General features: G+C 38.6%; 14 protein-coding genes. 9 read left to right on the forward strand and 5 right to left on the reverse strand.

Annotated features, from left to right (window positions below):
* Positions 1-4 precede the first annotated feature (4 nt).
* The 5 genes from ZA06_RS16950 to ZA06_RS14350 form a co-directional block, all read right to left on the reverse strand.
* Positions 5-175 carry a hypothetical protein gene (locus ZA06_RS16950; RefSeq protein WP_157503286.1) on the reverse strand — a complete coding sequence of 57 codons (171 nt, stop codon included), beginning with the start codon at positions 173-175 and terminating at the stop codon, positions 5-7.
* A 175-nt stretch (positions 176-350) separates the two neighbouring features.
* On the reverse strand, positions 351-635 hold the full coding sequence (locus ZA06_RS14335) for a helix-turn-helix domain-containing protein (protein ID WP_053978182.1): 285 nt from the start codon (positions 633-635) through the stop codon (positions 351-353).
* 104 nt (positions 636-739) lie between these two features.
* Positions 740-1,636 carry a hypothetical protein gene (locus tag ZA06_RS14340; RefSeq protein WP_053978183.1) on the reverse strand — a complete coding sequence of 299 codons (897 nt, stop codon included), beginning with the start codon at positions 1,634-1,636 and terminating at the stop codon, positions 740-742.
* A gap of 52 nt (positions 1,637-1,688) precedes the next feature.
* Entirely contained in the window at positions 1,689-2,960 is a 1,272-nt protein-coding gene (locus tag ZA06_RS14345; protein ID WP_053978184.1) for a tyrosine-type recombinase/integrase, read from the reverse strand.
* A 329-nt stretch (positions 2,961-3,289) separates the two neighbouring features.
* Entirely contained in the window at positions 3,290-3,865 is a 576-nt protein-coding gene (locus ZA06_RS14350; protein ID WP_053978185.1) for a sterol desaturase family protein, read from the reverse strand.
* A gap of 399 nt (positions 3,866-4,264) precedes the next feature.
* Here ZA06_RS14350 and ZA06_RS14355 point away from each other — a divergent pair, with 399 nt between their 5' ends.
* The 9 genes from ZA06_RS14355 to ZA06_RS14395 all read left to right on the forward strand — a co-directional run bounded on the left by ZA06_RS14355 (position 4,265) and on the right by ZA06_RS14395 (position 21,534).
* Positions 4,265-7,060 (forward strand): helix-turn-helix and ligand-binding sensor domain-containing protein, encoded by a 2,796-nt coding sequence (locus tag ZA06_RS14355; RefSeq protein WP_053978186.1) that lies wholly within the window; start codon positions 4,265-4,267, stop codon positions 7,058-7,060.
* Between the two features lie 227 nt (positions 7,061-7,287).
* Positions 7,288-10,311, forward strand: coding sequence for a SusC/RagA family TonB-linked outer membrane protein (locus ZA06_RS14360; RefSeq protein WP_053978256.1), 3,024 nt, complete (start codon positions 7,288-7,290; stop codon positions 10,309-10,311).
* A gap of 10 nt (positions 10,312-10,321) precedes the next feature.
* Positions 10,322-11,860 (forward strand): RagB/SusD family nutrient uptake outer membrane protein, encoded by a 1,539-nt coding sequence (locus ZA06_RS14365; RefSeq protein ID WP_053978187.1) that lies wholly within the window; start codon positions 10,322-10,324, stop codon positions 11,858-11,860.
* A gap of 22 nt (positions 11,861-11,882) precedes the next feature.
* A complete protein-coding gene (locus ZA06_RS14370) occupies positions 11,883-13,592 on the forward strand; it encodes a LamG domain-containing protein (protein ID WP_053978188.1) in 1,710 nt (569 codons plus the stop codon).
* Between the two features lie 123 nt (positions 13,593-13,715).
* A complete protein-coding gene (locus ZA06_RS14375) occupies positions 13,716-15,092 on the forward strand; it encodes a glucoamylase family protein (RefSeq protein ID WP_053978189.1) in 1,377 nt (458 codons plus the stop codon).
* 4 nt (positions 15,093-15,096) lie between these two features.
* Entirely contained in the window at positions 15,097-16,461 is a 1,365-nt protein-coding gene (locus tag ZA06_RS14380) for a glucoamylase family protein (protein ID WP_053978257.1), read from the forward strand.
* A gap of 6 nt (positions 16,462-16,467) precedes the next feature.
* Complete coding sequence (locus tag ZA06_RS14385; protein WP_053978190.1) at positions 16,468-17,256, forward strand: carboxylesterase family protein; 789 nt, start codon at positions 16,468-16,470, stop codon at positions 17,254-17,256.
* Positions 17,257-17,258: 2 nt separating this feature from the next.
* Positions 17,259-19,589, forward strand: coding sequence for a beta-glucosidase BglX (bglX, locus tag ZA06_RS14390; RefSeq protein ID WP_053978191.1), 2,331 nt, complete (start codon positions 17,259-17,261; stop codon positions 19,587-19,589).
* 31 nt (positions 19,590-19,620) lie between these two features.
* Complete coding sequence (locus ZA06_RS14395; RefSeq protein WP_053978192.1) at positions 19,621-21,534, forward strand: family 43 glycosylhydrolase; 1,914 nt, start codon at positions 19,621-19,623, stop codon at positions 21,532-21,534.
* The last annotated feature ends 1 nt before the right edge of the window (position 21,535 follow it).

A 21,535-nucleotide genomic window follows, 5' to 3' on the forward strand; every position in this document is an offset into this window, starting at 1 on the left:
GTGATTAATATAAGTTTTTAGTAATGTAGCCGTAATTTCTTTTGCTGCCTTTTCGGACTTCTAAGGTTATCCTTAGGCCTTCGGATTCAGGATCTAATAACTGTAAAGAACTCAAGGCGGTTGTTGCTTCTTTGATTAGGTTGGATTTGCGAACTTGTTTTTCTAATGTGGTCATAACTTAAAGTAATGTTTGTGTTAGTAAACCGAATTTTTTGTTGTCGTCTTTTTTAAACTTGAACAGTATAATTACACCTGTAAGATGAGGGTCTCTTTTTAAAAGTTCTTTGGACTCAGAATATGCCTCATTAAATAGAGTTAATACTCGATAATTGATTTCGATGATTTTCATATTATATTCTTACAGGAGTTAGACAGGCTAGTAATTCGTTCTTTTTGTAGTATCTCCTATTCACAATGCCATAGGAAGTGACCTTACCTTTCTTTGTCCAGTTCCAAAGGGTGCTGGAGTCAATTTTAAGGAGTTTACAGGCTTCAGCTCTAGTTAAAAGCTGATCTTCTTCTTTTTGAATAAGAAGATCCCGTTTAAGATCTTTTATTTGTTTTTTGATGCCTTCTTGGATGAGGCTTGAAAATTGTTCAGGGGTGATGTCCTGTACCATTATCGTGTTTGCCATAATAAAATCTTTTGATTAAAAATTAACTATGGCAAAACTCGATATATTAAAACTCAGAAGAGGAAGCAATATTGCGCTTTTTTTTGCGCAATATTGCGCAAATTCTATTTAATCAGTGCTTTACATGATTCGTAATGAGCTGTTCTTTTGTTTTTTCCAGATTGACGAGTGCATACTTTGTCTATAATTATTGAGGGTTTAAGTTCTGCTAAAAAATCCATGTAATCTTTTCTTCGCTCTGTTATTAAGTTGTCTTTCTCCATTGCAAAATAAATAAAGCTATAATTTGCTGTAGTGTACCTAGTGTCTTCTTTGTAGGTTTTATGAAGCTTTTTGAATAGAATGTAGGCAGCCTCACTTTTGAATATTGACATGGGGTAGCCACTGTTTGATTTCTTGTTGATTATAGAGGGGGCTTCATTTGGATCATTATCTAGTAGCTTGATATTTTTTAATTCGTCATAGGCTAGCTCAAGGTACTTTATTAGCAGGGGGATTTTTCTTCTTATGGAGTAAAAATCAAGCCAATCATATTCAAAGGATTCGATGAAATCTCTTTTACATTTGCAGTCGCTTGCAGAATGATCTTTAAGTTTTCTCATTTCATCATAAGTTAACTTGCATATGCCGCATGAATCGGTATGTAAATATGTTTTGAAACTATAGTCGGTAAATTCATTTGCTATAGTTTTTTGTTTAGTTTTTTTTATTCTAAAGAAATCGGATACGGGCTCAAGAACATATCCACAGGATGGGTCGAAATAGGACCAATACTCCTCTTCCATGTGTTTTATTGGGTACATTTCCACCGTCTGTAATAAGTCGGAAACTTGAATTGCTGTAATATAAATTTCTTTAATGAAAATTAAATTGTTTATAGGCGTCTTATGTAGGAATTTTGCGAACTTTTCAGTGTTTAAAAAGTATATTTCAGAATCCCTTGCTTCCTCAATAAATATGTTTATTAGTTGTATTTTTTGAGAATGCTGAAATTCCAACATTTTTTTTACGAGATTTAATTCGTAATGTATTTGGTATAAAGTTTTCAATTGATTAGAAGTATTTAGTTAATTCAAGTGCAAGGTCTTTATTGCTTTTTCCAATATATTGTAAGAACATTTTTTCGGTGCTATGTCCAGTTACGTATATCAGGTAAGAGGTAGGTATTTGACCATAAAAATTTGTGGCAAAGGAACGTCTACCTATGTGGGAGGATACTAGCTCGTATTTTTTGTAGTCCTTTTCAATTTTTCTGTATATCTTACTTTTGGGAAAGGTTTCTTGTTTTTTGCTACCCCTAACTATATTGTCGATTTTTGCGAGTTCACAGACATCTTTAATGTAGTCATTGTATTTTTGATCTGAGATAGGTCTTGGGAATTTTCCGTTCCTTTTTTCAAGGATATCAAGAACCTTTTTGTGTAACGGTACGGTCATTGTCTTGTTGGTTTTTTTTTGCGTGAATTCGATCAGAGGCTTTCCATTTTCAACTCTAATCATGTCTTTATTGAACCTCATGAAGTCAGAAACTCTTTGCCCAGTGTAGCAACTAATGACCAGCCAATCTCTCGCGTTTAAAATGCTTTCGGTTAACTCTTTTGGATCAATATCATCTGCTTTTTCAAGGTTTTCTATTTGTTCTATCTCTTCAAAGGTGAGGTAGATATTTTCAACCTTTTTGAATTTTGGTTTTAACTTTTCTAGTTGGTAACTTGTTTCTATACCATTATACTTAGCGTGGTTGCACACTGTCTTAATGGTTCTGACGGCTTTTGCTATCGTGTTTTTAGAATATGACTTTGATAGACAGTAATTTTCAAAATCTTTTTGGAACAATAGGTCTATATCTTTTATTAGTAACTTTCGACCTAATGTGTTCTCGTAGCGCTCTAGTAAGTTCTGGACGGTTTTGTACTTCTTTATTGTGCTACTCGTTATTTCATTTTTTTTAAATTCAATGAAGTCCTTATAATATGCTAATAGTTGATCGAGTTTTCTATTTGGTTCTAATGAGGGTTTGTAATAGTCGTCCATTACGTCTTGTAGCCATTCTTTTGAAATATTGTCAGGGTGAGTTCTATTAAAGGCTTCTAAGATGTGGTTTTCTATCTTGTTTAACTCCTGATTCACCTCAGTTTGTTTATTGGCTATGTCAATATCCTTTATCCGCTTTAGTGGATGTTTTTTAATCCAGTATTCCTTTGAAATTAAATACTTCGTTTTACCTCCTACGGTAAAGTCTTTTTTGTCGTGACGATAAAGCAATCTTAAGGATAAGTTGGCATCCCTTTTTCGGGATCTGTATAAAAAGTTAACTGAAGCCATTAGTGGTGGTTTAAAAAGTTGTACGGTAAATGTACGGTAATATCCAATTTAAATCCAAATAATTCAAACTAAAAAAAAGCTATGGTTACATTTGTAACCCTAGTAAAATTAAGGGTTTTGGGCTTTTTTTTGTTGTAATTTTTTGAAGCTTAAATAGGTGTGGATATGTGAAAAGTACTCCCGCCTTCAGTACTGCAAAAATCCGTAACATGCTTGTTTGTCAAGAAGTTGCGGATTTTTTGTTTTTATATGATTTTCTTCAAATTACTTGAGTAATCTGTTTATTTCCTTTTTGTTGGGAAATGTTTATTTCAATAGAGCTATTTTTCCTAACGTTTTTTAGGCGGCATGGTACCAAAAACAATGTCCCAAAGTGGCGAGCTTACCCCATAGGCTTTATCATCGAATTTGTGATGGTGTAAGTGATGGTGTTTCCATAGATACCGAAACCAATTTTTTGGAGGCCTTCGAGCATGGATGATGTAGTGGATATATAAGTATGCAGCGTATCCAAAAAAGAATCCGGGCCAAAATAAATAGGTGTATTCTCCCATAATTACATAAAATAGGGCAAAGAAGAGTGCTCCAAGAAGTATGGCAAGAGGAATGGGCATGGCCAGTAAGCCTTCGTCCTTAGGGTAGGCATGATGTACGCCATGAACCGTGTATTGCCAATTTGCTTCATTTTTATAATCTTCGCCGGAGTGGTATAAAAACCGATGGGCCAGGTATTCAATAAGGGTAAACAACAGGAGCCCTAAAATCAAGAGTAAAAGTTTGTTTGCAAAAAATAAGTCAATCTTAAAAAAGCTATAGATTAAAACGGCAAGGGATAATAGCAGGTAAACGCCCACTGCTAACATAGAGTTGGTTTTTACAACTTTGTAAGTCCTATTTTCATTCATGCTACGACATTTTATTTCTTAAAAATAAAACACAAGGGAAGTGGCAAACCTTTGGCTCATTCCCTTTATGTCTAAATGCAAGGCGCATTATTTTGGGGCTAGGTGCTATGGTTTAGCATACAATTTACAAAATTCTTGGATAAGGAGCTTGTTGAGACTTCTTTTGAATGTAAGTGTTCCTTTGAAGAGCCGTAAATTTTCAATTTTGAGAAATGGTCTCATTTATTGTTTCTTCAATAGAATGTTTGGAAAGGAATAGGAATGCAATTGGGTTAATTGGAGCTTGCTTGTTGAGGATGTAGTAAATTATAACCGTAATTTTTTTCTACCTTTCACAGAAACAATTTATTTTTGAGAATATTTCAAAAACCTAGAAACTTTAGGATTCAGTTTAAATTTATGAAATTACGTTGTTTCAAGCTTTCTTTACTATTTTTTGTGGTAGCTATGGCTTCTTCATTTGCGCAATATGCTCCCTATTTTCAAAATTTTTCATTAGCAGAATATAAGGCAGGTAACCAGAACTGGGATGTTTCGAGAGCCGAAGGAGGAAAGGTGTATGTGGCCAACAGTAACGGTCTTTTAGAGTTTGACGGCTTAACTTGGACTCTAAATGAATTGCCCAACAAAACAACGGTACGTTCTGTTTTGGCATACAAGGATGTGGTATATACGGGATCTTACGAAGAATTTGGGTATTGGAAGGCCAATGGAGATGGCAGGTTGCACTATACTTCCCTTTCGGATAATATTAAATCCCAGATATCCAACAATGAGGAAATTTGGCAGATCATTGCCTTTAAGGACCGCGTCATTTTTAAATCCTTTCTTAATTTATATGTCTTGCTTCCTGATGGTGCAATTGATAAAATTAATCCCAGCTCCACCGTTATTTCTTGTAGCGTAGTGGGTGATCAACTGTTTGTAGCCACGCTAAACGATGGTATTTTCGTTTTGGAAGATGACGTGTTGAAACCCTTTTTGAGAGATGACAGGTTATTGGACACCAAAGTGATTAAAATGGAGGCTTACCAAAATGGCGTTTTAATTGCAACTTCATTGAAAGGTTGTTTTCTGTATCGTAACAACCATCTGTTCAAAACCTCATTTCCCATTAACGAAACCCTTATTAAGCATCAATTGAATGACTTTAGCATGTTCAAAGATGGAGGAATGGTGTTTGGAACCATACAGGATGGAGTATATATGACTAATGACAAAGGGAATGTGCTTTTTCATATCAACAAGGAAAATGGCTTGGAGAACAATACCATTCTTAGGCAGCACGTGGATATGGAACAAATGTTATGGTTGGGGCTAGACAATGGATTGGCATCGGTAGATTTGAGTAGCCATAACTATTTTTTCAATGATGTTTCCGGAAGGTTAGGTAGCGTGTATGATGTTATCAATTATCAAAATGTCATTTATATAGGAAGTAATACAGGGTTATTTTATTTAGATTCTCAAAACAAGTTACAATTTATTGAAGGGTCTCAAGGACAGGTTTGGAATTTGGAAGAAGTTGACGGTGAGCTTTTTTGTGGCCACAACGATGGCACCTATATTGTGGAAAACAAACAACTATTTCCTGTTTCAACCTTTACGGGGGGCTATACGATAAAAAAGGTGCCTGAAGCGGAAGATACATATGTTCAGGGATCCTATACGGGATTGATAAGGTATCATAAGAAATCTGGCGAATGGCAGGTGAAGCACTTGGGCAGAACGACGATGCCTATTCGATTTTTGGTGTTCGAAGATGAGCATACAGCTTGGGCGGCGCATGCCTATAAAGGTTTATATAAAGTGAAATTTGACAATGGATATGACACCATTACAAGTATAGAAAATTACGATGGCAAGGGAATTTGGTCCAATTTTAATGTGAGGGTTTACAAAATAAAGAATGATATCTGTTTTAAGACAAATGAAGGATGGCAAAAGTACGAGCCCATATTAGATAGTATTGTACCCTATAAATTGTTAAATGAGAATTTTGGGAGGGAATCCTACGTCATTTCAGAAGATGATGTAGATAAGGTGGTCCTGAAAACAAAAAATGATGTGATAAGGTTTGTCTCTTTTGAAGATGACGAGGGAGACATGTTTTTGAGTAGCAGTTATTTTAAAAATAGGTTGATAGTTGGAAATGAAAATATATCAAAGATTACCGATTCAACATATGCACTCAATTTGAATGATGGGTTCATGTTGATTGATGATGCATTGGACATGAGTCGAGAGTTAACCCTGCCGCAGGTGGAGAGTATTGAAATAGATAAGGAACCCGTTGGTATGGATGTGTCGGGGCCGATTGAAATAGAATTTGACAAAAGTTTGGCTATAGCTGTATCTTCTCCAAAGTCTGAAAATCATTTTTTTGAATACAGTTTTCTCAATTTAGATTCCAGCAAATGGTACAGAATGGATAGTCGTAAACTGGAATTGTCCAATTTGTCCAACGGAAATTATCAATTGGGTATAAGGGCTAGCAATGCATTTCAGGAGCATTCCCCCATGCGTGTTTTGGAAGTGTATATCCTGCCTCCATGGTATAAGGATACAATGGGATTTGTATTGTATGCTTTATTGATTGCAGCTCTCTTGGTGATTATTTATTTATATCATAGGCATAAAATAGAAAAGGAGCAGCGACTATTACAATTGAAATTTGAAAAGGAGCAGGAAGAGCTGCTTAGAAAAAAGACTCTTGAAAATGAAAAGGAAATAGTACACCTAAAAAATGAGTCCTTGCAAAATGAGTTGAAATTGAAAAGCAAGCAATTGGCCAATACGGCTATGGCTTTGGTTAAAAAGAATGAAACCCTTCAGGAAATTAAAAAGGAACTTTCCAAAAGCCAGGAAAGTTTTGATAATTACTATGCCTATAAAAAGATTGTTAAAAAGGTGGACAATTCAATTGAGCATAAAGATGAGTGGAAAATTTTTGAATACAATTTCAATCAGGTGCATGAGGAATTTTTTAATGGATTGAAATCAAAGTTTCCAAAGCTAACTCATAAAGATTTGAAGCTTTCGGCATACATCAAAATGAATTTGACCAATAAGGAGATTGCTCCGCTTATGAATATTTCCGTAAGGGGTGTGGAAACCCATAGATACCGTTTGAAAAAGAAATTTGATTTAGAGAATGATACTTCGTTGACGGATTTTTTGCATAATTTCAAATAAAGCCCCTTCTAAATTATCTAAAACGCACTTTTTTTCTACGTCATTACTACTTCATTTAACGTTTTCGTAAACAACCTTGGAGACTAATTTGTACATTTAGAATACGTCAAACAAGAAATCTTCCCTATCTAAAACCAAATGGCGTATTTAAAATGTAAATGGTTTTTTATAAATCATCCCAATACATTTTACCTTGGAATCAACTAATAATTCTAATTCAAATGTATATGAAAGCAAAAATTATTCTACTAACTTTTTTGTTGTTTTCTTTTGAAGTTTTCTGTCAGGAAATCACAGTTAGTGGTGCAATTACTAGTGCTGAAGATGGCATGCCTCTCATAGGGGTTAACATCATTGTAAAGGGGACTACTAGAGGTGCTACTACAGATTTTGACGGGAGGTATACTATTAATGTATCTAAAGGAGAACAACTCGAATTTACCTCCTTGGGGCTTAAACCTGTCACCATAACCGTAGGCGATGATACTATCATCAACGTGGTTATGGAAGAAGATATTGAGTCTTTGGGTGAAATTGTTGTGGTGGGGTATGGTACCCAGAAAAAATCGGATTTGACCGGTTCCATTTCCACCGTAAAATCAGAGGAAATTGAAAAAACACCGGCCGCCAATGTTATGCAGTCTATGCAAGGAAAGGTCGCAGGTGTGCAAGTGGTTAGTGCCGGTTCTCCTGGTGACTCTCCAACTATTCGTCTACGTGGACTTGGGAGTTACGATACCAGCAATGCCAATCCTTTATATGTAGTGGACGGGATGTTCTATAACAATATCGATTTCCTGAACTCAAAGGATATTGAGACTCTAACGGTACTAAAAGATGCGTCTTCCTCTGCAATTTATGGTGTAAGGGCAGCCAATGGGGTGGTAATCATTACCACTAAATCTGGGGTGCGTGAGAGAAAACCTCAATTTGAATATGATGGCTATACGGGAGTACAATATGCCCAAAATGTTGTGAAGATGGCTAATGCCGAACAATTTGTGACTATGGCCTATGAATCCGGATCTCAGGCAGATGTGGATTACGTGTTAAATGCTATGGAGCGCTTTGGTAGAAGTAGGGTGAATCCTAATGTGCCAAATGTCAATACCGATTGGTACAAGGAAATTTTAAGACCAGCCACCATCTCCAGTCATAGTATTGGTGTGAGTGGGGGAAGCGAGAATACAACCTATTCTGTGGGGACCAACTATTTTGCCCAGGAAGGAATTTTGGATATGAAAAACGAATATGAGCGTTTTAATATTAGATCCAAAATAGACATCAATATTACGGATCGCTTCAGAACGGGAGTGAATTCTATTTTCAGTAACGCAACCAAATACAATGCGGAAAATGGGGCTTGGTTCAAAGCGTATTTTGCAGTGCCAATCATGCCAGTATATGATGAACAGAATACCGAAGCAACGCCTATCAGATATTCCAATGCGCAGTTATTGGGTTACCGTGGTACACAAAACCCATTTCCGGATATGAGCTATAACAACAACCAGTTGAAAATACGAAAGTTGTTGACCAATATTTATTTTGAATATGAGTTCGTGCCAGATAAATTGACCTTTAAAACCAGTTACAGTCATGACTTTTCTGCGCTGGATGAGCGTTATGTAGATTTACCATATACTCTTGGAAATAATGTTCAGACCATTTCTTCGATAAGACAAAACCAATTGACATATTCCAATCAAATTTGGGATAATATCCTAACCTATAATGATAGTTATGGGGATCACAATTTAACCCTTATGGCAGGAACGTCCTACAGAGATGAGGCCAGTCATAAGCTGAATGTGAGAGGGGAGAATATCACAGGTATTGGTTACGAATCTTCTTGGTACTTGAATTTTGCGGAAGATGGGTCGATTGTCTTGGCCGGTGACGGTGACGATGGAGATATTGGAAGACGCTTGTATGGCGTGTCCTATTTTGCAAGAGCCGCTTATAACTATAAAGAAAAGTATTTACTATACGGAACCATTAGAGCGGACGGTTCTTCCAAATTCACCAAAGACCCTTGGGGGTATTTCCCTTCAGTAGGTATTGGATGGGTGATTTCTTCAGAAGACTTCATGAACGAGAATGGTGTTTTCGATTATCTGAAATTAAGAGCGAGTTGGGGAGAATTGGGTAATGACAATGTTGCGGCAAGTTCAGGATCCAATACCATTACCAACATCTCTATTCCAATAGGTGATGTACAAACACCAGGGTTTACCTCAACCTCAACCTTTACCAACAATACATGGGAGGTTATTGAGGAAAAAAACTTCGGACTTAACTTAAAAACATTCAATAATCGCTTGTCTATCGATGCCGATTATTACATCAGGGATACCAAAAATGCCATCATGCCGGTATTTGTTCCAATTATTAACTCAAATGTATTGAGAAACTCAGGGGTAATCAGAAACCAAGGATTTGAAATTGGGTTGAATTGGGATCAAGCCGTGAATGATGACTTCAGTTATCATATTGGGGCCAACTTCACAACCTTGAAGAATGAAGCGAGAAGCTTGACAGATCCTTATATCGATTCTGGTTCTGCCGAATTCCGTCAAAGAACTATGGTGGGTGAGCCAATTCAGGCCTTTTTTGGATATGAAACTGCTGGAGTATACCAAAACCAAGCGCAAGTTGATGCAGATCCAATTGCCGTTGAAAATGGTTTAGAGCCGGGAGATTTAATTTACCGCGACCAAAATAACGATGGAGTTATCAATGATGATGACCGAGTGGTATTAGGATCCTTTTTACCGTCCTTTATGTATGGTGGAAACATAGGCGTGTCTTACAAAGGCTTTGATTTGTCAGTAGCAGTCTATGGGCAAACAGGTAACAAAATACTCAACAGAAAAAGAGGAGAAATCATCTTTACCCAAGATACCAATATGGATGCAGACCTTGCTATAAATAGATGGCATGGAGAAGGTACCAGTAATTCTTACCCCTCTTCAAAAGGGTTGCGTAAGGGTTGGAACCAAAAAATGAGCAATTTTTGGGTAGAGGACGGAGATTTCTTTAGAATACAAAATATTCAATTGTCATATACAATTTTGGGTGAAAAACTGGCAGGCAAAAACATGCCCGAAACAAGACTCACCTTTACTGCAGAAAGACCGTTTACATTCTTCAAGTACAACGGATTTGATCCAGAAGTTGCTAATGGAGTGGATAGACAAACCTATCCAATACCAGCAGTATATACAATTGGACTTAACATAAAAATTTAAAAATCGCATTATGAAAAATATAGAAAGATTAATAACAAAAGGTGCCTTGGCATTGTTGGTCTTGGTCGGTTTTCAGGGCTGTAACAGTAAGCTTGACGAGCAGGAAGGGCAGCTTAATACAGGGGATGTGGATTATACAAACACCAGTGATATGATCCTTCCTTTAATTGGTGCTTATCAGGCATTTTATACCAGAGGATGGGAAGAACCACTATTGTTATCTGTTAGAGGAGACGATGTTAATGCAGGAGGTTTGGGAGATCAACAGGATTTTGCAGAAACAGATTTGTTCAATTACAATAAGGACTATTGGATGTACAATTCTCTTTGGAATCTGCACTATTCAGACATTGCAAGTGTGAATAACGCTTCCGAATTGATCCAGAGCTATAAAGATTTCGCCGATGAAAGCTATTATGACGAAGCCGATCAATACATGGCGGAAACCAGAGTGCTAAGAGCCTATTTACACCTAAATTTAGCAAAGGTTTGGGGAGATATATTCATTATCAACACTTCTCAACCCGATGGGGAAATTGCGCAAGGGGTGGCAACAAAAGAAGAAGTGATGCAGTACATTTCAGACATGATGGACGAGGCTATTCCAAATTTGCCGGACATGAGGCCTAACCAAAGAAATGATGTGCAGGGAGGGGTTACCCAATATACGGCCTATGCTATCAAGGCGTTAGCAAATCTAGAAATGGAGAATTACCAAGAGGTGGCCAATGCTTGTGGAGCGATTATAAATTCCAATAAGTTTTCACTGTATCCTGATTTTTATCAACTGTTTAAGATACCTGGAGAGCTAAGTGATGAAAGCCTTTTGGAAATGCAATTCTCAGATTATGGTTCTGGAACAGGAGATACCTTTTACCATACCTATGCCCCTTTTGGACCTCAAGGCTGGACGCCGGCGAGAGCCAATGCCGAAGGCGGTTGGGGATTCTATGAGCCTAGTATGAAGTTTATCAAGTTTATGTTGGATAGAGGGGAAGAGGTTCGTTTGCAAACCAGTGTATTGTTTACAGATCGAGGTTTGGATGAATTGATGGACGACCCTAATTATGCAACACTTCCAAGTTGGATTTCCAATACAACACCAGATGGAGATGTTATTAACGATTATTCTAGAGCCTTATTTGCAAGTGGAAAACATTATTTGCCATCCGTACAGTTAACGGAAGGTAGAAATGCCTATGGGGCAGGGAAAAACATGATTTGCATTAGGTATGCAGAGGTGTTATTAATGTATGCCGAAGCACTTACCCGTGGGGCAAGTGGTAACGGTATGACTGCAGACCAGGCGGTGAATTTAGTAAGAGAAAGAGCAGGATTGTCTTCTCTGTCAGGAGTGACCTCTCAAGATGTAATGGACGAGAAATTTGCAGAATTGGCTATGGAATGGGGGATTCGTTACTATGATATGATCAGGCTAAACGAATACAATGAGTTAAGCTATGATGGAAGAACTTTTTCTGCAGATAAAGAATTGTTGCCTTATCCACAAGCTCAAGTAGATGCCTTACCATTAGGAAACGGAAACTAAAACGACTTTAAACGAATTTAAGATGAAAAAAATACTAAAATATACCCTAGGGCTTTTAGCCATACTTATGGTGTTTTCCTGTTATGATGGTATTGATCCAATTACCGAAGTAGATCCAGGACCGGATGCAGGAGCCCCTACCGTAGATATTATGAAACCTGCCGATGGATTTTCAATTTCAGATCCAGAACCTATATCGTCTTTGGAAATTGAATTTGTGGCGGAAGATGATATTGAGTTAATTCTAATTACAGTTTCTATAGACGGCAGCCAAATAGCTTCCTATGATAGTTTTACGGATTATCGAGTGGTAAGCAGAGAGTTGGTTTACGATAATGTTGAGGTGGGAGAGCATACTTTGGAAGTGACAGCTACCGATATTGTGGGAAATGTATTTACAAAGACCCATAATTTTTCCAAAGAACCTCCATACGTACCTATGTATGCTACGGAGATTTTCTATATGCCTTTTGATGGTGATTATACCGAGTTGGTATCTTCTACAGCGGCAACTGAAACAGGTGCCCCTGGATTTGCAGGAGAATCTTTTGCTGGATTGAATGCGCTTCAAGCAGCCACTTCAGCGGCACAAGACAATTACGTGTCATTTCCAATAGCAGATCTAGAGTTGTCTACAACTATGAGTGGAGCATTTTGGTATAAGGTGGATGCCACGGCTACAAGATCTGGAATCTTGACGATTGGTGCCAATGCCGATGATCGTTTTCAAGGATTTAGATTGTTTAGGGAAGGTAATGACGTAGAGCAACGTATTAAATTAAACGTTGGTACCGGTACAGGTGAAAGTTGGAATGATGGAGGAGTTATTGCCGTGGCCGATAACGAATGGGTTCATGTGGCCTTTACCATTTCTGATACCGAAACCAAGATTTACTTTAATGGGGTACTACAGTTAACAAGCACATTGGCCGCTCCAATAGATTGGACTGGTTGTACAGAGCTTAATATTGGGGCTGGAGGTCCAACGTTTAGTTATTGGGATCATTTAGGTGATACTAGTGCTATGGACGAATTGAGATTGTTCAGCTCAGCCTTATCCCAAAATGAAATTATAGAAATGATCGCCCAAAGTGATCAAGTGTTGTACATGCCATTTGATGGTAGTTTTAATGATGTGGTTAGTGATATCACAGCAACAGAGACAGGAACTCCCGGATTTGCTGGCGATTTTTATGAAGGAATCAATTCGTTTCAGGCTGCCACTACCACAATGGAAGATAGTTACCTTTCGGTACCTTTTGATGGATTGGGATTGGGAGATGCTTTTAGTGGTACCTTCTGGTATAAAGTAAATGCCACTGCAACTAGGTCTGGGATTTTAACCGTAGGGGCCAATGCTGATGACCGTTTACAAGGATTTAGACTCTTCAGGGAAGGTAACGATGTAGAACAGCGCATCAAGTTGAATGTTGGAATAGGATCTGGCGAAAGTTGGAATGATGGTGGTGTCATTACCGTTGCTAATGGGGAGTGGGTACACGTTGCCTTTACCGTGTCAGCTACCGAAAGCAAGATATATTTCAATGGCGAATTGCAATTAACTAGCACGTTCTCTTCTCCTGTAGATTGGACGGGTTGTACCGAGCTTAATATTGGAGCTGGTGGTCCTACATTTAGTTACTGGGATCACTGGGGAGATACCAGTGCAATGGATGAACTGAGAATTTTCGATAAAGAATTGAGTCAAGAAGAAATTCAAAGCATGCTCTAAATCAAAAATGAATTGCTCTGGTTATCCTGTAATCAGAGGTGTTATTTGAGTTAGTTTAGTTGGTTTTAGCGGCATTTTAATCAAATAAAATGCCGCTAAAATTCTTAATCAACGGGTAAAAAAATGAAATCACAAAATTATATCAAGATACTTTTGTTGTTGTCAGTAGTGATGCTGACATTCAATTGTAAAGAGACGAAAGAAACCAAAGAAGAAGCAAAAAAAGAGCCAACTGAAATTTCAGAAACCTTATCTGATGATACGCTTTTGGACACTGTTCAAAAACAAACCTTCGAATATTTTTGGGAAGGAGCAGAGCCCAATTCAGGAATGGCTAGGGAACGTCTGCATATGGACGATGTGTATCCAACCTCTCCAAAAAATACTGTGACTATTGGCGGGAGCGGATTTGGAGTGATGGCCATCTTGGTGGGGGTAGAACGAGGATTTATTACAAGGGAAGAAGCCTTAGAACGCTATCATAAAATTGTCGATTTTCTGGGAAAAGCAGACCGTTTTCATGGTGCTTGGCCACATTGGTTAAATGGAGAAACTGGAAAAGTGGTGCCGTTCAGTAAAAAGGATGATGGAGGTGATTTGGTGGAAACCGCTTTTTTGGTCCAGGGACTGCTCACGGTATATGAGTATTTCAAGGATGGTAATGAAAGTGAAAAAGACCTAGCGAAAAAAATAGACTATTTGTGGCGAGGAGTAGAATGGAATTGGTATACCAAAGGAGGTGAAGATGTTCTGTATTGGCATTGGTCTCCAAATTTTGGTTGGGATATGAATTTCCCTGTGGGAGGCTATAATGAATGTTTGATCATGTATGTTTTGGCTGCAGCCTCGCCAACACACCCTGTTTCCAAATCGGTTTATGATAAAGGATGGGCAAGAAGTGGAGCCATTACTTCTAAGGACTCGATGTACCATCGTGCCTTAGTGCTTGATTATTATGAACATGATGACCATGCCATAGGGCCTTTATTCTGGGCGCATTATTCCTATTTAGGGTTGGATCCAAGAGGACTTAAAGATCAATACGCTGATTATTGGGAATTGACACAAAACCATGCCATTATTCACCATGAATATGCCAAGGAAAACCCTAAGCATTTCAAAGGCTATGGTGATAGCTTATGGGGCTTGACCTCAAGTTATTCCATGAAAGGTTATGCAGGTCATAGGCCAGGAAACGACTTGGGGGTTATCTCGCCTACAGCAGCCTTGTCCTCCTTTCCGTATACCCCAAAGGCTAGTATGAAAATGCTGAAGTATATGTACAAAAATCAAGACTCCTTGATTGGGAAATATGGACCTTATGATGCTTTTAGTCTTCAGGAACCTTGGTTCTTACCACGGTATTTGGCCATCGATCAAGGGCCTATTCCTGTAATGATTGAAAATTATAGAACAGGACTGTTTTGGAAATTGTTTATGCAGAATAAAGATGTACAACATGGTTTGAAAAAACTGGAGTTTACTGTTGATAGAAATTGATGGAATGAAATTGAAATATTATTTGCAAATATTTTTGGTATCCCTTGTGATTTTTTCATGTGGAAACGATGATGGTCCAGGCTATCAAGAACCTTACGATCCCACAGATGATGATCCCGTTGTGATAGACCCGTTGCCTGAAATTGAGTTGTTGGACTTGGTGCAAGAACGCACCTTTAAATATTTTTGGGATTATGCCGAAAGTAATTCCGGGGCCGCCAGGGAACGTTACCATCTCAACGATCCTAGCAACGACCAAAATACCGTAACCAGTGGAGGCAGCGGATTTGGTTTGATGGCTATTTTGGTGGGTATTGAAAGAGGATACATTTCGAGAGCTGAAGGGGTAGAAAGATTGGCACAAATCCTAAACTTTTTTGAAACAGCCGACAGATTTCACGGTGCGTGGTCGCATTGGATAAATGGTACTAATGGCAATGTCTTGCCTTTTAGTAGCATGGATGATGGAGGTGATATTGTGGAAACTGCTTTTTTGGTTCAGGGATTAATCTGTGTCAAGGAGTATTTCAAAAATGGTTCTGAAGAAGAAATCAATTTGGCCAATCAGGCAGATGCTTTGTGGAAAGGCGTGGAGTGGGACTGGTACACTCAGGAACAGAATGCCTTATACTGGCATTGGAGTCCAAACCATAACTTCGCTATCAACTTGGAATTGGTAGGCTATAACGAAACTTTAATTGCCTTTATATTGGGAGCCGCTTCACCGGATCATCCTATTTCAGCGGAAGTTTACCATCAAGGTTGGGCCAATAATGGGGCTATTGTGTCTTCTGAGACTGATTATGGAATTCCTCTGGTTTTGGATCATGTGGGTTCGGGAACGGGACCCTTATTTTGGGCACATTATTCCTATTTGGGCTTGGATCCTAGAAATCTTTCCGATCAGTACGCCAATTATTGGACTTTAAATACCAACCACACCTTGATAAATTACGAGCATTGTGTGGACAATCCCGGTAATTATGCTGACTATGGTCCAGATTGTTGGGGATTAACGGCTAGTTATTCAAGAAATACCGACGGTTCTGTAGGTTATAACGCCCATGATCCAGAAAATGATACAGGTGTTATTTCACCTACGGCGGCGGTAAGTTCTATTCCCTATACTCCTGAGGAATCTTTGGCAGCCATGCAATATTTCTATGCCAACGATTTACTTGGTCCTGCAGGTTTTTATGATGCCTTTAGTCCGCAATTCAACAATTGGGTAACCGAGAGGTATTTGGCCATAGACCAAGGGCCTCAAATTATCATGATTGAAAATTATAGAACAGGTTTGCTTTGGGAGTTGTTTATGCAAAATGAAGATGTTCAAAATGGCCTCAATATTTTGGGCTTTAGTTATTAAAATATAATGAAGAATCGATTAAAAGTATATGTGTTTCTATGTTTGTTGCTATCTGCAGGAAGCATAATTGCACAGCAAGAATTTTATCAAAAACAATTGTTTATCCATGGAAATGATACGTTAAAATACCGGATCATGTACCCCAAAGATTTTTCGGAAAGTAAGCAATATCCATTACTGCTTTTTTTACATGGTGCTGGGGAACGGGGAAGTGACAACACTTCTCAACTGGTACACGGCAGTGCATTATTTGCCAATGAAAAAAATAGAGAAGATTTTCCAGCTATTGTCATTTTTCCGCAGTGCCCAAAAGAAAGTTATTGGGCCAATGCTGATGTGGATAGGAGTTCATACCCTATCAGTTTAAAATTCCCAAAAGATGCAGCGCCTACCCCTGCTATGGATATGGTGCTAAAACTTATGGATGCATTCACTGTAAAATCTTTTGTCAAAAAAGAACAGGTTTATGTAGGAGGTCTATCCATGGGCGGAATGGGGACATTTGAAATCCTCTCCAGGAGGCCTGATATGTTTGCCGGAGCCATTGCCATTTGTGGTGGTGGCAATACAGAGTTGGCTGAAAATTATGCCACCAAAGTGCCTATGTGGATTTTTCACGGGGCCAATGACGATGTGGTCAGGCCACAATTATCAATAGACATGGTGAGCGCCATTTTAAAATATGGCGGTAAACCTAATTTTAATTTATACGCCAAAGACAATCACAATAGCTGGGATTCCACATTTGCAGAACCGGGATTGTTGCCTTGGCTTTTTTCTCAATCTAAACTTTAACCATGAAGACATTATCAACCCAATTAAAAACAATTGCAGTAGGAGTATTTGTTGTGTCACTTTTAGGATGCAACCAACAAGAATCTAAAACTGAGGAAAGTTTCAGTTTTTCGCAGGAAAACCCTTTTCAATCCAAAGTGGATTCGGTTTTGGGGTTAATGACATTGGAAGAAAAACTAGGACAATTGAACTTGCCTTCTTCAGGGGATATTACCACGGGTCAGGCCCAAAGTTCCAATATCGCTCAAAAGATAGAACAAGGCCAAGTAGGAGGTTTGTTCAACATTAAGTCTGTTGAAAAAATAAGGGAAGTGCAACGTTTTGCGGTTGAAAAAAGCCGTTTGAAAATTCCATTGATTTTTGGAATGGATGTGATTCACGGTTATGAAACTACGTTTCCAATTCCATTGGGATTATCAGCCTCTTGGGATATGGATATGATCAAAAAAACGGCTCAAATGGCGGCTCAGGAAGCCACGGCCGATGGAATCAACTGGACCTTTTCACCTATGGTGGATATTTCGAGAGATCCACGATGGGGGCGTGTTTCCGAAGGAAATGGCGAAGATCCTTATTTGGCCAGTGAAATTGCAAAAGCCATGGTAGCAGGGTACCAAGGAGACGATTTAACAGCTGACAACACCATGATGGCTTGTGTGAAACACTTTGCCTTATATGGAGCGCCAGAAGCTGGTCGGGATTACAATACGGTAGACATGAGTCATATTCGCATGTACAACGAGTATTTTCCACCGTATAAAGCTGCTGTAGATGCTGGTGTAGGGTCGTTGATGGCCTCATTTAATGAAGTTGATGGCATTCCGGCCACTGGGAATAAGTGGTTGATGACTGATTTATTGCGACACGATTGGGGCTTTAATGGCTTTGTAGTAACCGATTATACTGGAATTCCTGAAATGATAGATCATGGTATGGGAGATTTACAACAAGTTTCGGCCTTAGCACTTAAGGCAGGTATCGATATGGATATGGTGGGTGAAGGCTTATCGGGAACGCTTAAGAAATCCTTGGATGAAGGAAAAGTGTCCATGGAAGATATTGACACTGCCGTAAAGCGCATCTTGACCGCCAAGTTCAAACTGGGCTTGTTCGAGGATCCCTATAAATATTGCGATTTGGAACGCCCTAAAAAAGACGTATTCACTAATGAAAATAGGGCTTTTGCCAGAAGGGTGTCTGCCGAATCAATGGTGTTGCTTAAAAATGACAATAATTTACTGCCTCTTAAAAAATCGGGGACAATTGCTCTTATTGGGCCTTTGGCCAATACTGCTGTTAATATGGCGGGTACTTGGAGTGTGGCAACCAAACAGGACAAATCCAATCCCGTTTTGGAGGGGCTTAAAACCGTTGTTGGTGACCAAGCAAATATTCTTTATGCCAAAGGAAGTAATGTAGATTATGATGTGGACTATGAAAAACGCATTACCATGTTTGGGAAGGAAATTCCACGAGATAATAAAAGTGACAAGGAATTATTAAATGAAGCTTTGGCGGTAGCGGCCAAAGCCGATGTTGTTGTAGCTGCCATTGGAGAGTCTGCCGAATTGAGTGGGGAAAGCAGTAGCGTGACGAACCTTCAAATTCCACAAGCGCAAAGAGATTTGCTACATGCCTTATTGCAAACAGGAAAGCCTGTGGTTATGGTGCTTTTTACCGGACGTCCTCTGGCTATAGTTGAAGAAAATGAAAAAGTGCCTGCTATCTTGAATGTTTGGTTCCCGGGGAGTGAAGCTGGATTGGCAATTTCCGATGTATTGTTTGGAGACGTGAACCCTTCAGGTAAGTTAACGGCGACTTTCCCAATGAATGTTGGTCAAGTGCCAATTTTCTATAACCATAAAAATACGGGACGGCCTTTAAGTAATAAAGAAGGGAAATTTGAAAAATTCCGCAGTAACTATTTAGATGTTCGCAATGAACCTTTATATCCATTCGGTTACGGTTTAAGTTATACCAAGTTTGAATACGGTAATTTCAATATTAGTACAACTAGTTTGTCCATGGATGGCACTTTGGATGTTTCGGTAGATGTTTCGAACGGTGGAGATTACGATGGAAAGGAAGTAGTGCAACTTTACATCCGTGATTTGGTTGGGTCTGTAACAAGACCGGTTAAGGAATTGAAAGGCTTCCAAAAGATTGAATTGAAAAAAGGAGAAACCAAAACCGTAAACTTTAAACTAACTGTAGAGGATTTGAAATTCTATAATTCGGAATTGGATTTTGTGGCCGAACCGGGAACTTTCCAAGTGTTTGTTGGAACGGATTCAACAACAGAGATGATGAAGGAATTTGAATTGACAAAATAAAAGCTTAAAGAATAAACGATCATTTTGAAATATGAATAAAATTAAGTTTTTATTGGGGTTTGCAATAGTAGCCGTATCAATTCCATTTAAATTGTTGGCACAGTCAAACGGGAAAACCGAGTGGTTTGATCCTAATGTACCAGCAACAACTTATTGCAACCCAATAAATATAGGATACAATTATACCACTGAAAATCATAATGGGATTCCACTGTCCCGTCGCTCAAGTGCCGATCCTGTAATTATTACTTATAAAGGAGATTATTATTTGTTTGCTACCAATCAGGCTGGATTTTTCTGGAGTAAAGATATGTCCGATTGGAATTTTGTTTATGGCAGTTTTCAAAGGAGTCCAGGAGATGATGACCAATGCGCACCTGCAGCCTGGGTGGTAAATGACACCTTGTTTTATGTGGGCTCCACTTGGAAGAGAGATCACCCAGTTTGGAAAACAGCCAATCCAAAATCAGGAAGATGGACGAGGCATGTCAATACAGCAATGCTCCCAACTTGGGACCCTGCCATTTTTCAGGATGACGATGGTAAAGTATATATGTATTACGGTTCAAGTGGAAAATTGCCGCTTGTAGGAGTTGAGGTAGATTATAATACTTGGTTGCCAAAAGGTAATCAAGCCGATTATGAGACATTATACCAAGCAACCGAAGTGGAGGATATTCAAAAACCATATGGAGAAATAAAAGCCGTTGTTGGCTTGGATCCTGCCACACATGGTTGGGAACGTTTTGGGCCAAATAACGACATGGAGCCTGCACCTTGGGGCAATTTTATTGAAGGCGCTTGGATGACTAAACATAATGGCAAATATTATATACAATATGGAGCTCCAGGCACTGAATTTAAGGGTTATGCTAATGGGGTTCATGTAGGAGATCATCCATTAGGGCCATTTATGTACCAAAAACACAATCCCATGTCCTACAAGCCGGGAGGCTTTGTAGTAGGTGCTGGTCACGGCAATACATTTGCGGATAATTATGGTAATTATTGGAATACAGGAACCTGTAAAATTTCTGTAAAAGATCGTTTTGAACGAAGAATTGACATGTTTCCAGCTGGCTTCGATCAGGATGATATCATGTATTCTATCACCGCCTATGGTGATTTTCCAATTTATCTTCCAACAGAAAATAGAGACCATACAAAAGGAGCCTCGGCAGGATGGATGTTACTGTCTTACAAAAAAACGGTAACAGTTTCCTCTGTTGAGGAATGTGCAGATGTTGAAACAAATAGAATGGATCATGGAGGTAAAAAAGTATATGAAAGAATCTGTTATGATGCTTCAAACTTAACCGATGAGAATATTCAAACGTATTGGTCTGCCACAACGGCTGATAAGGGAGAGTGGCTTCAAGTGGATCTAGGCAGAAAAATGGAAATAAATGCGTTGCAAATAAATTATGCCGATCATAAAGCAACCCAGCACAATAAAGCCATGGACATATATTACCAATATGAAATTTTTATGTCTGGCGATGCTGAAAATTGGACCTTGGTGGTTGATAAATCTAAAAACGATAAAGACGTACCGCATGATTATGTAGAATTGACAAAATCAATACAAGCGCGTTATATCAAGATGGTGAATATCCATAACGCTTCAGGGTTATTTGCAGTTTCAGACTTTAGAGTTTTTGGAAATGGATTGTCAGAAAAGCCAAAATCAGTTTCTGGTTTTAAGGTGAAAAGAAGTCAGAAAGATTCTCGAAATGCCATGATTTCTTGGGAAAAGCAAGCTAATGCCATGGGCTATAATATTTATTACGGCATAGCTCCTAATAAGCTATATAACAGCATCATGGTTTATGAAGATGATTTTTATGATTTCAGAGGTTTGGATAAAGATACAGAGTACTATTTCGCCATCGAATCTTTTAATGAAAGTGGCAAATCTGAACGCACTACAGTAATTAAAGTTTAAT

The sequence above is a fragment of the Mangrovimonas xylaniphaga genome, assembly GCF_001280435.1.
Lineage (GTDB): Bacteria > Bacteroidota > Bacteroidia > Flavobacteriales > Flavobacteriaceae > Mangrovimonas_A > Mangrovimonas_A xylaniphaga.

Excerpts from the sequence above, each read along its gene's own strand:
- ZA06_RS14395 (WP_053978192.1), top strand. The coding sequence starts at position 19,621 with ATGAATAAAATTAAGTTTTTATTGGGGTTTGCAATAGTAGCCGTATCA.
- ZA06_RS14375 (WP_053978189.1), top strand. The coding sequence starts at position 13,716 with ATGAAATCACAAAATTATATCAAGATACTTTTGTTGTTGTCAGTAGTG.
- ZA06_RS14340 (WP_053978183.1), bottom strand. The coding sequence starts at position 1,636 with ATGTTGGAATTTCAGCATTCTCAAAAAATACAACTAATAAACATATTT.
- ZA06_RS14345 (WP_053978184.1), bottom strand. The coding sequence starts at position 2,960 with ATGGCTTCAGTTAACTTTTTATACAGATCCCGAAAAAGGGATGCCAAC.
- ZA06_RS14335 (WP_053978182.1), bottom strand. The coding sequence starts at position 635 with ATGGCAAACACGATAATGGTACAGGACATCACCCCTGAACAATTTTCA.
- ZA06_RS14350 (WP_053978185.1), bottom strand. The coding sequence starts at position 3,865 with ATGAATGAAAATAGGACTTACAAAGTTGTAAAAACCAACTCTATGTTA.
- ZA06_RS14365 (WP_053978187.1), top strand. The coding sequence starts at position 10,322 with ATGAAAAATATAGAAAGATTAATAACAAAAGGTGCCTTGGCATTGTTG.
- ZA06_RS14385 (WP_053978190.1), top strand. The coding sequence starts at position 16,468 with ATGAAGAATCGATTAAAAGTATATGTGTTTCTATGTTTGTTGCTATCT.
- ZA06_RS14380 (WP_053978257.1), top strand. The coding sequence starts at position 15,097 with ATGAAATTGAAATATTATTTGCAAATATTTTTGGTATCCCTTGTGATT.
- ZA06_RS14360 (WP_053978256.1), top strand. The coding sequence starts at position 7,288 with ATGAAAGCAAAAATTATTCTACTAACTTTTTTGTTGTTTTCTTTTGAA.
- ZA06_RS16950 (WP_157503286.1), bottom strand. The coding sequence starts at position 175 with ATGACCACATTAGAAAAACAAGTTCGCAAATCCAACCTAATCAAAGAA.
- bglX (WP_053978191.1), top strand. The coding sequence starts at position 17,259 with ATGAAGACATTATCAACCCAATTAAAAACAATTGCAGTAGGAGTATTT.
- ZA06_RS14370 (WP_053978188.1), top strand. The coding sequence starts at position 11,883 with ATGAAAAAAATACTAAAATATACCCTAGGGCTTTTAGCCATACTTATG.
- ZA06_RS14355 (WP_053978186.1), top strand. The coding sequence starts at position 4,265 with ATGAAATTACGTTGTTTCAAGCTTTCTTTACTATTTTTTGTGGTAGCT.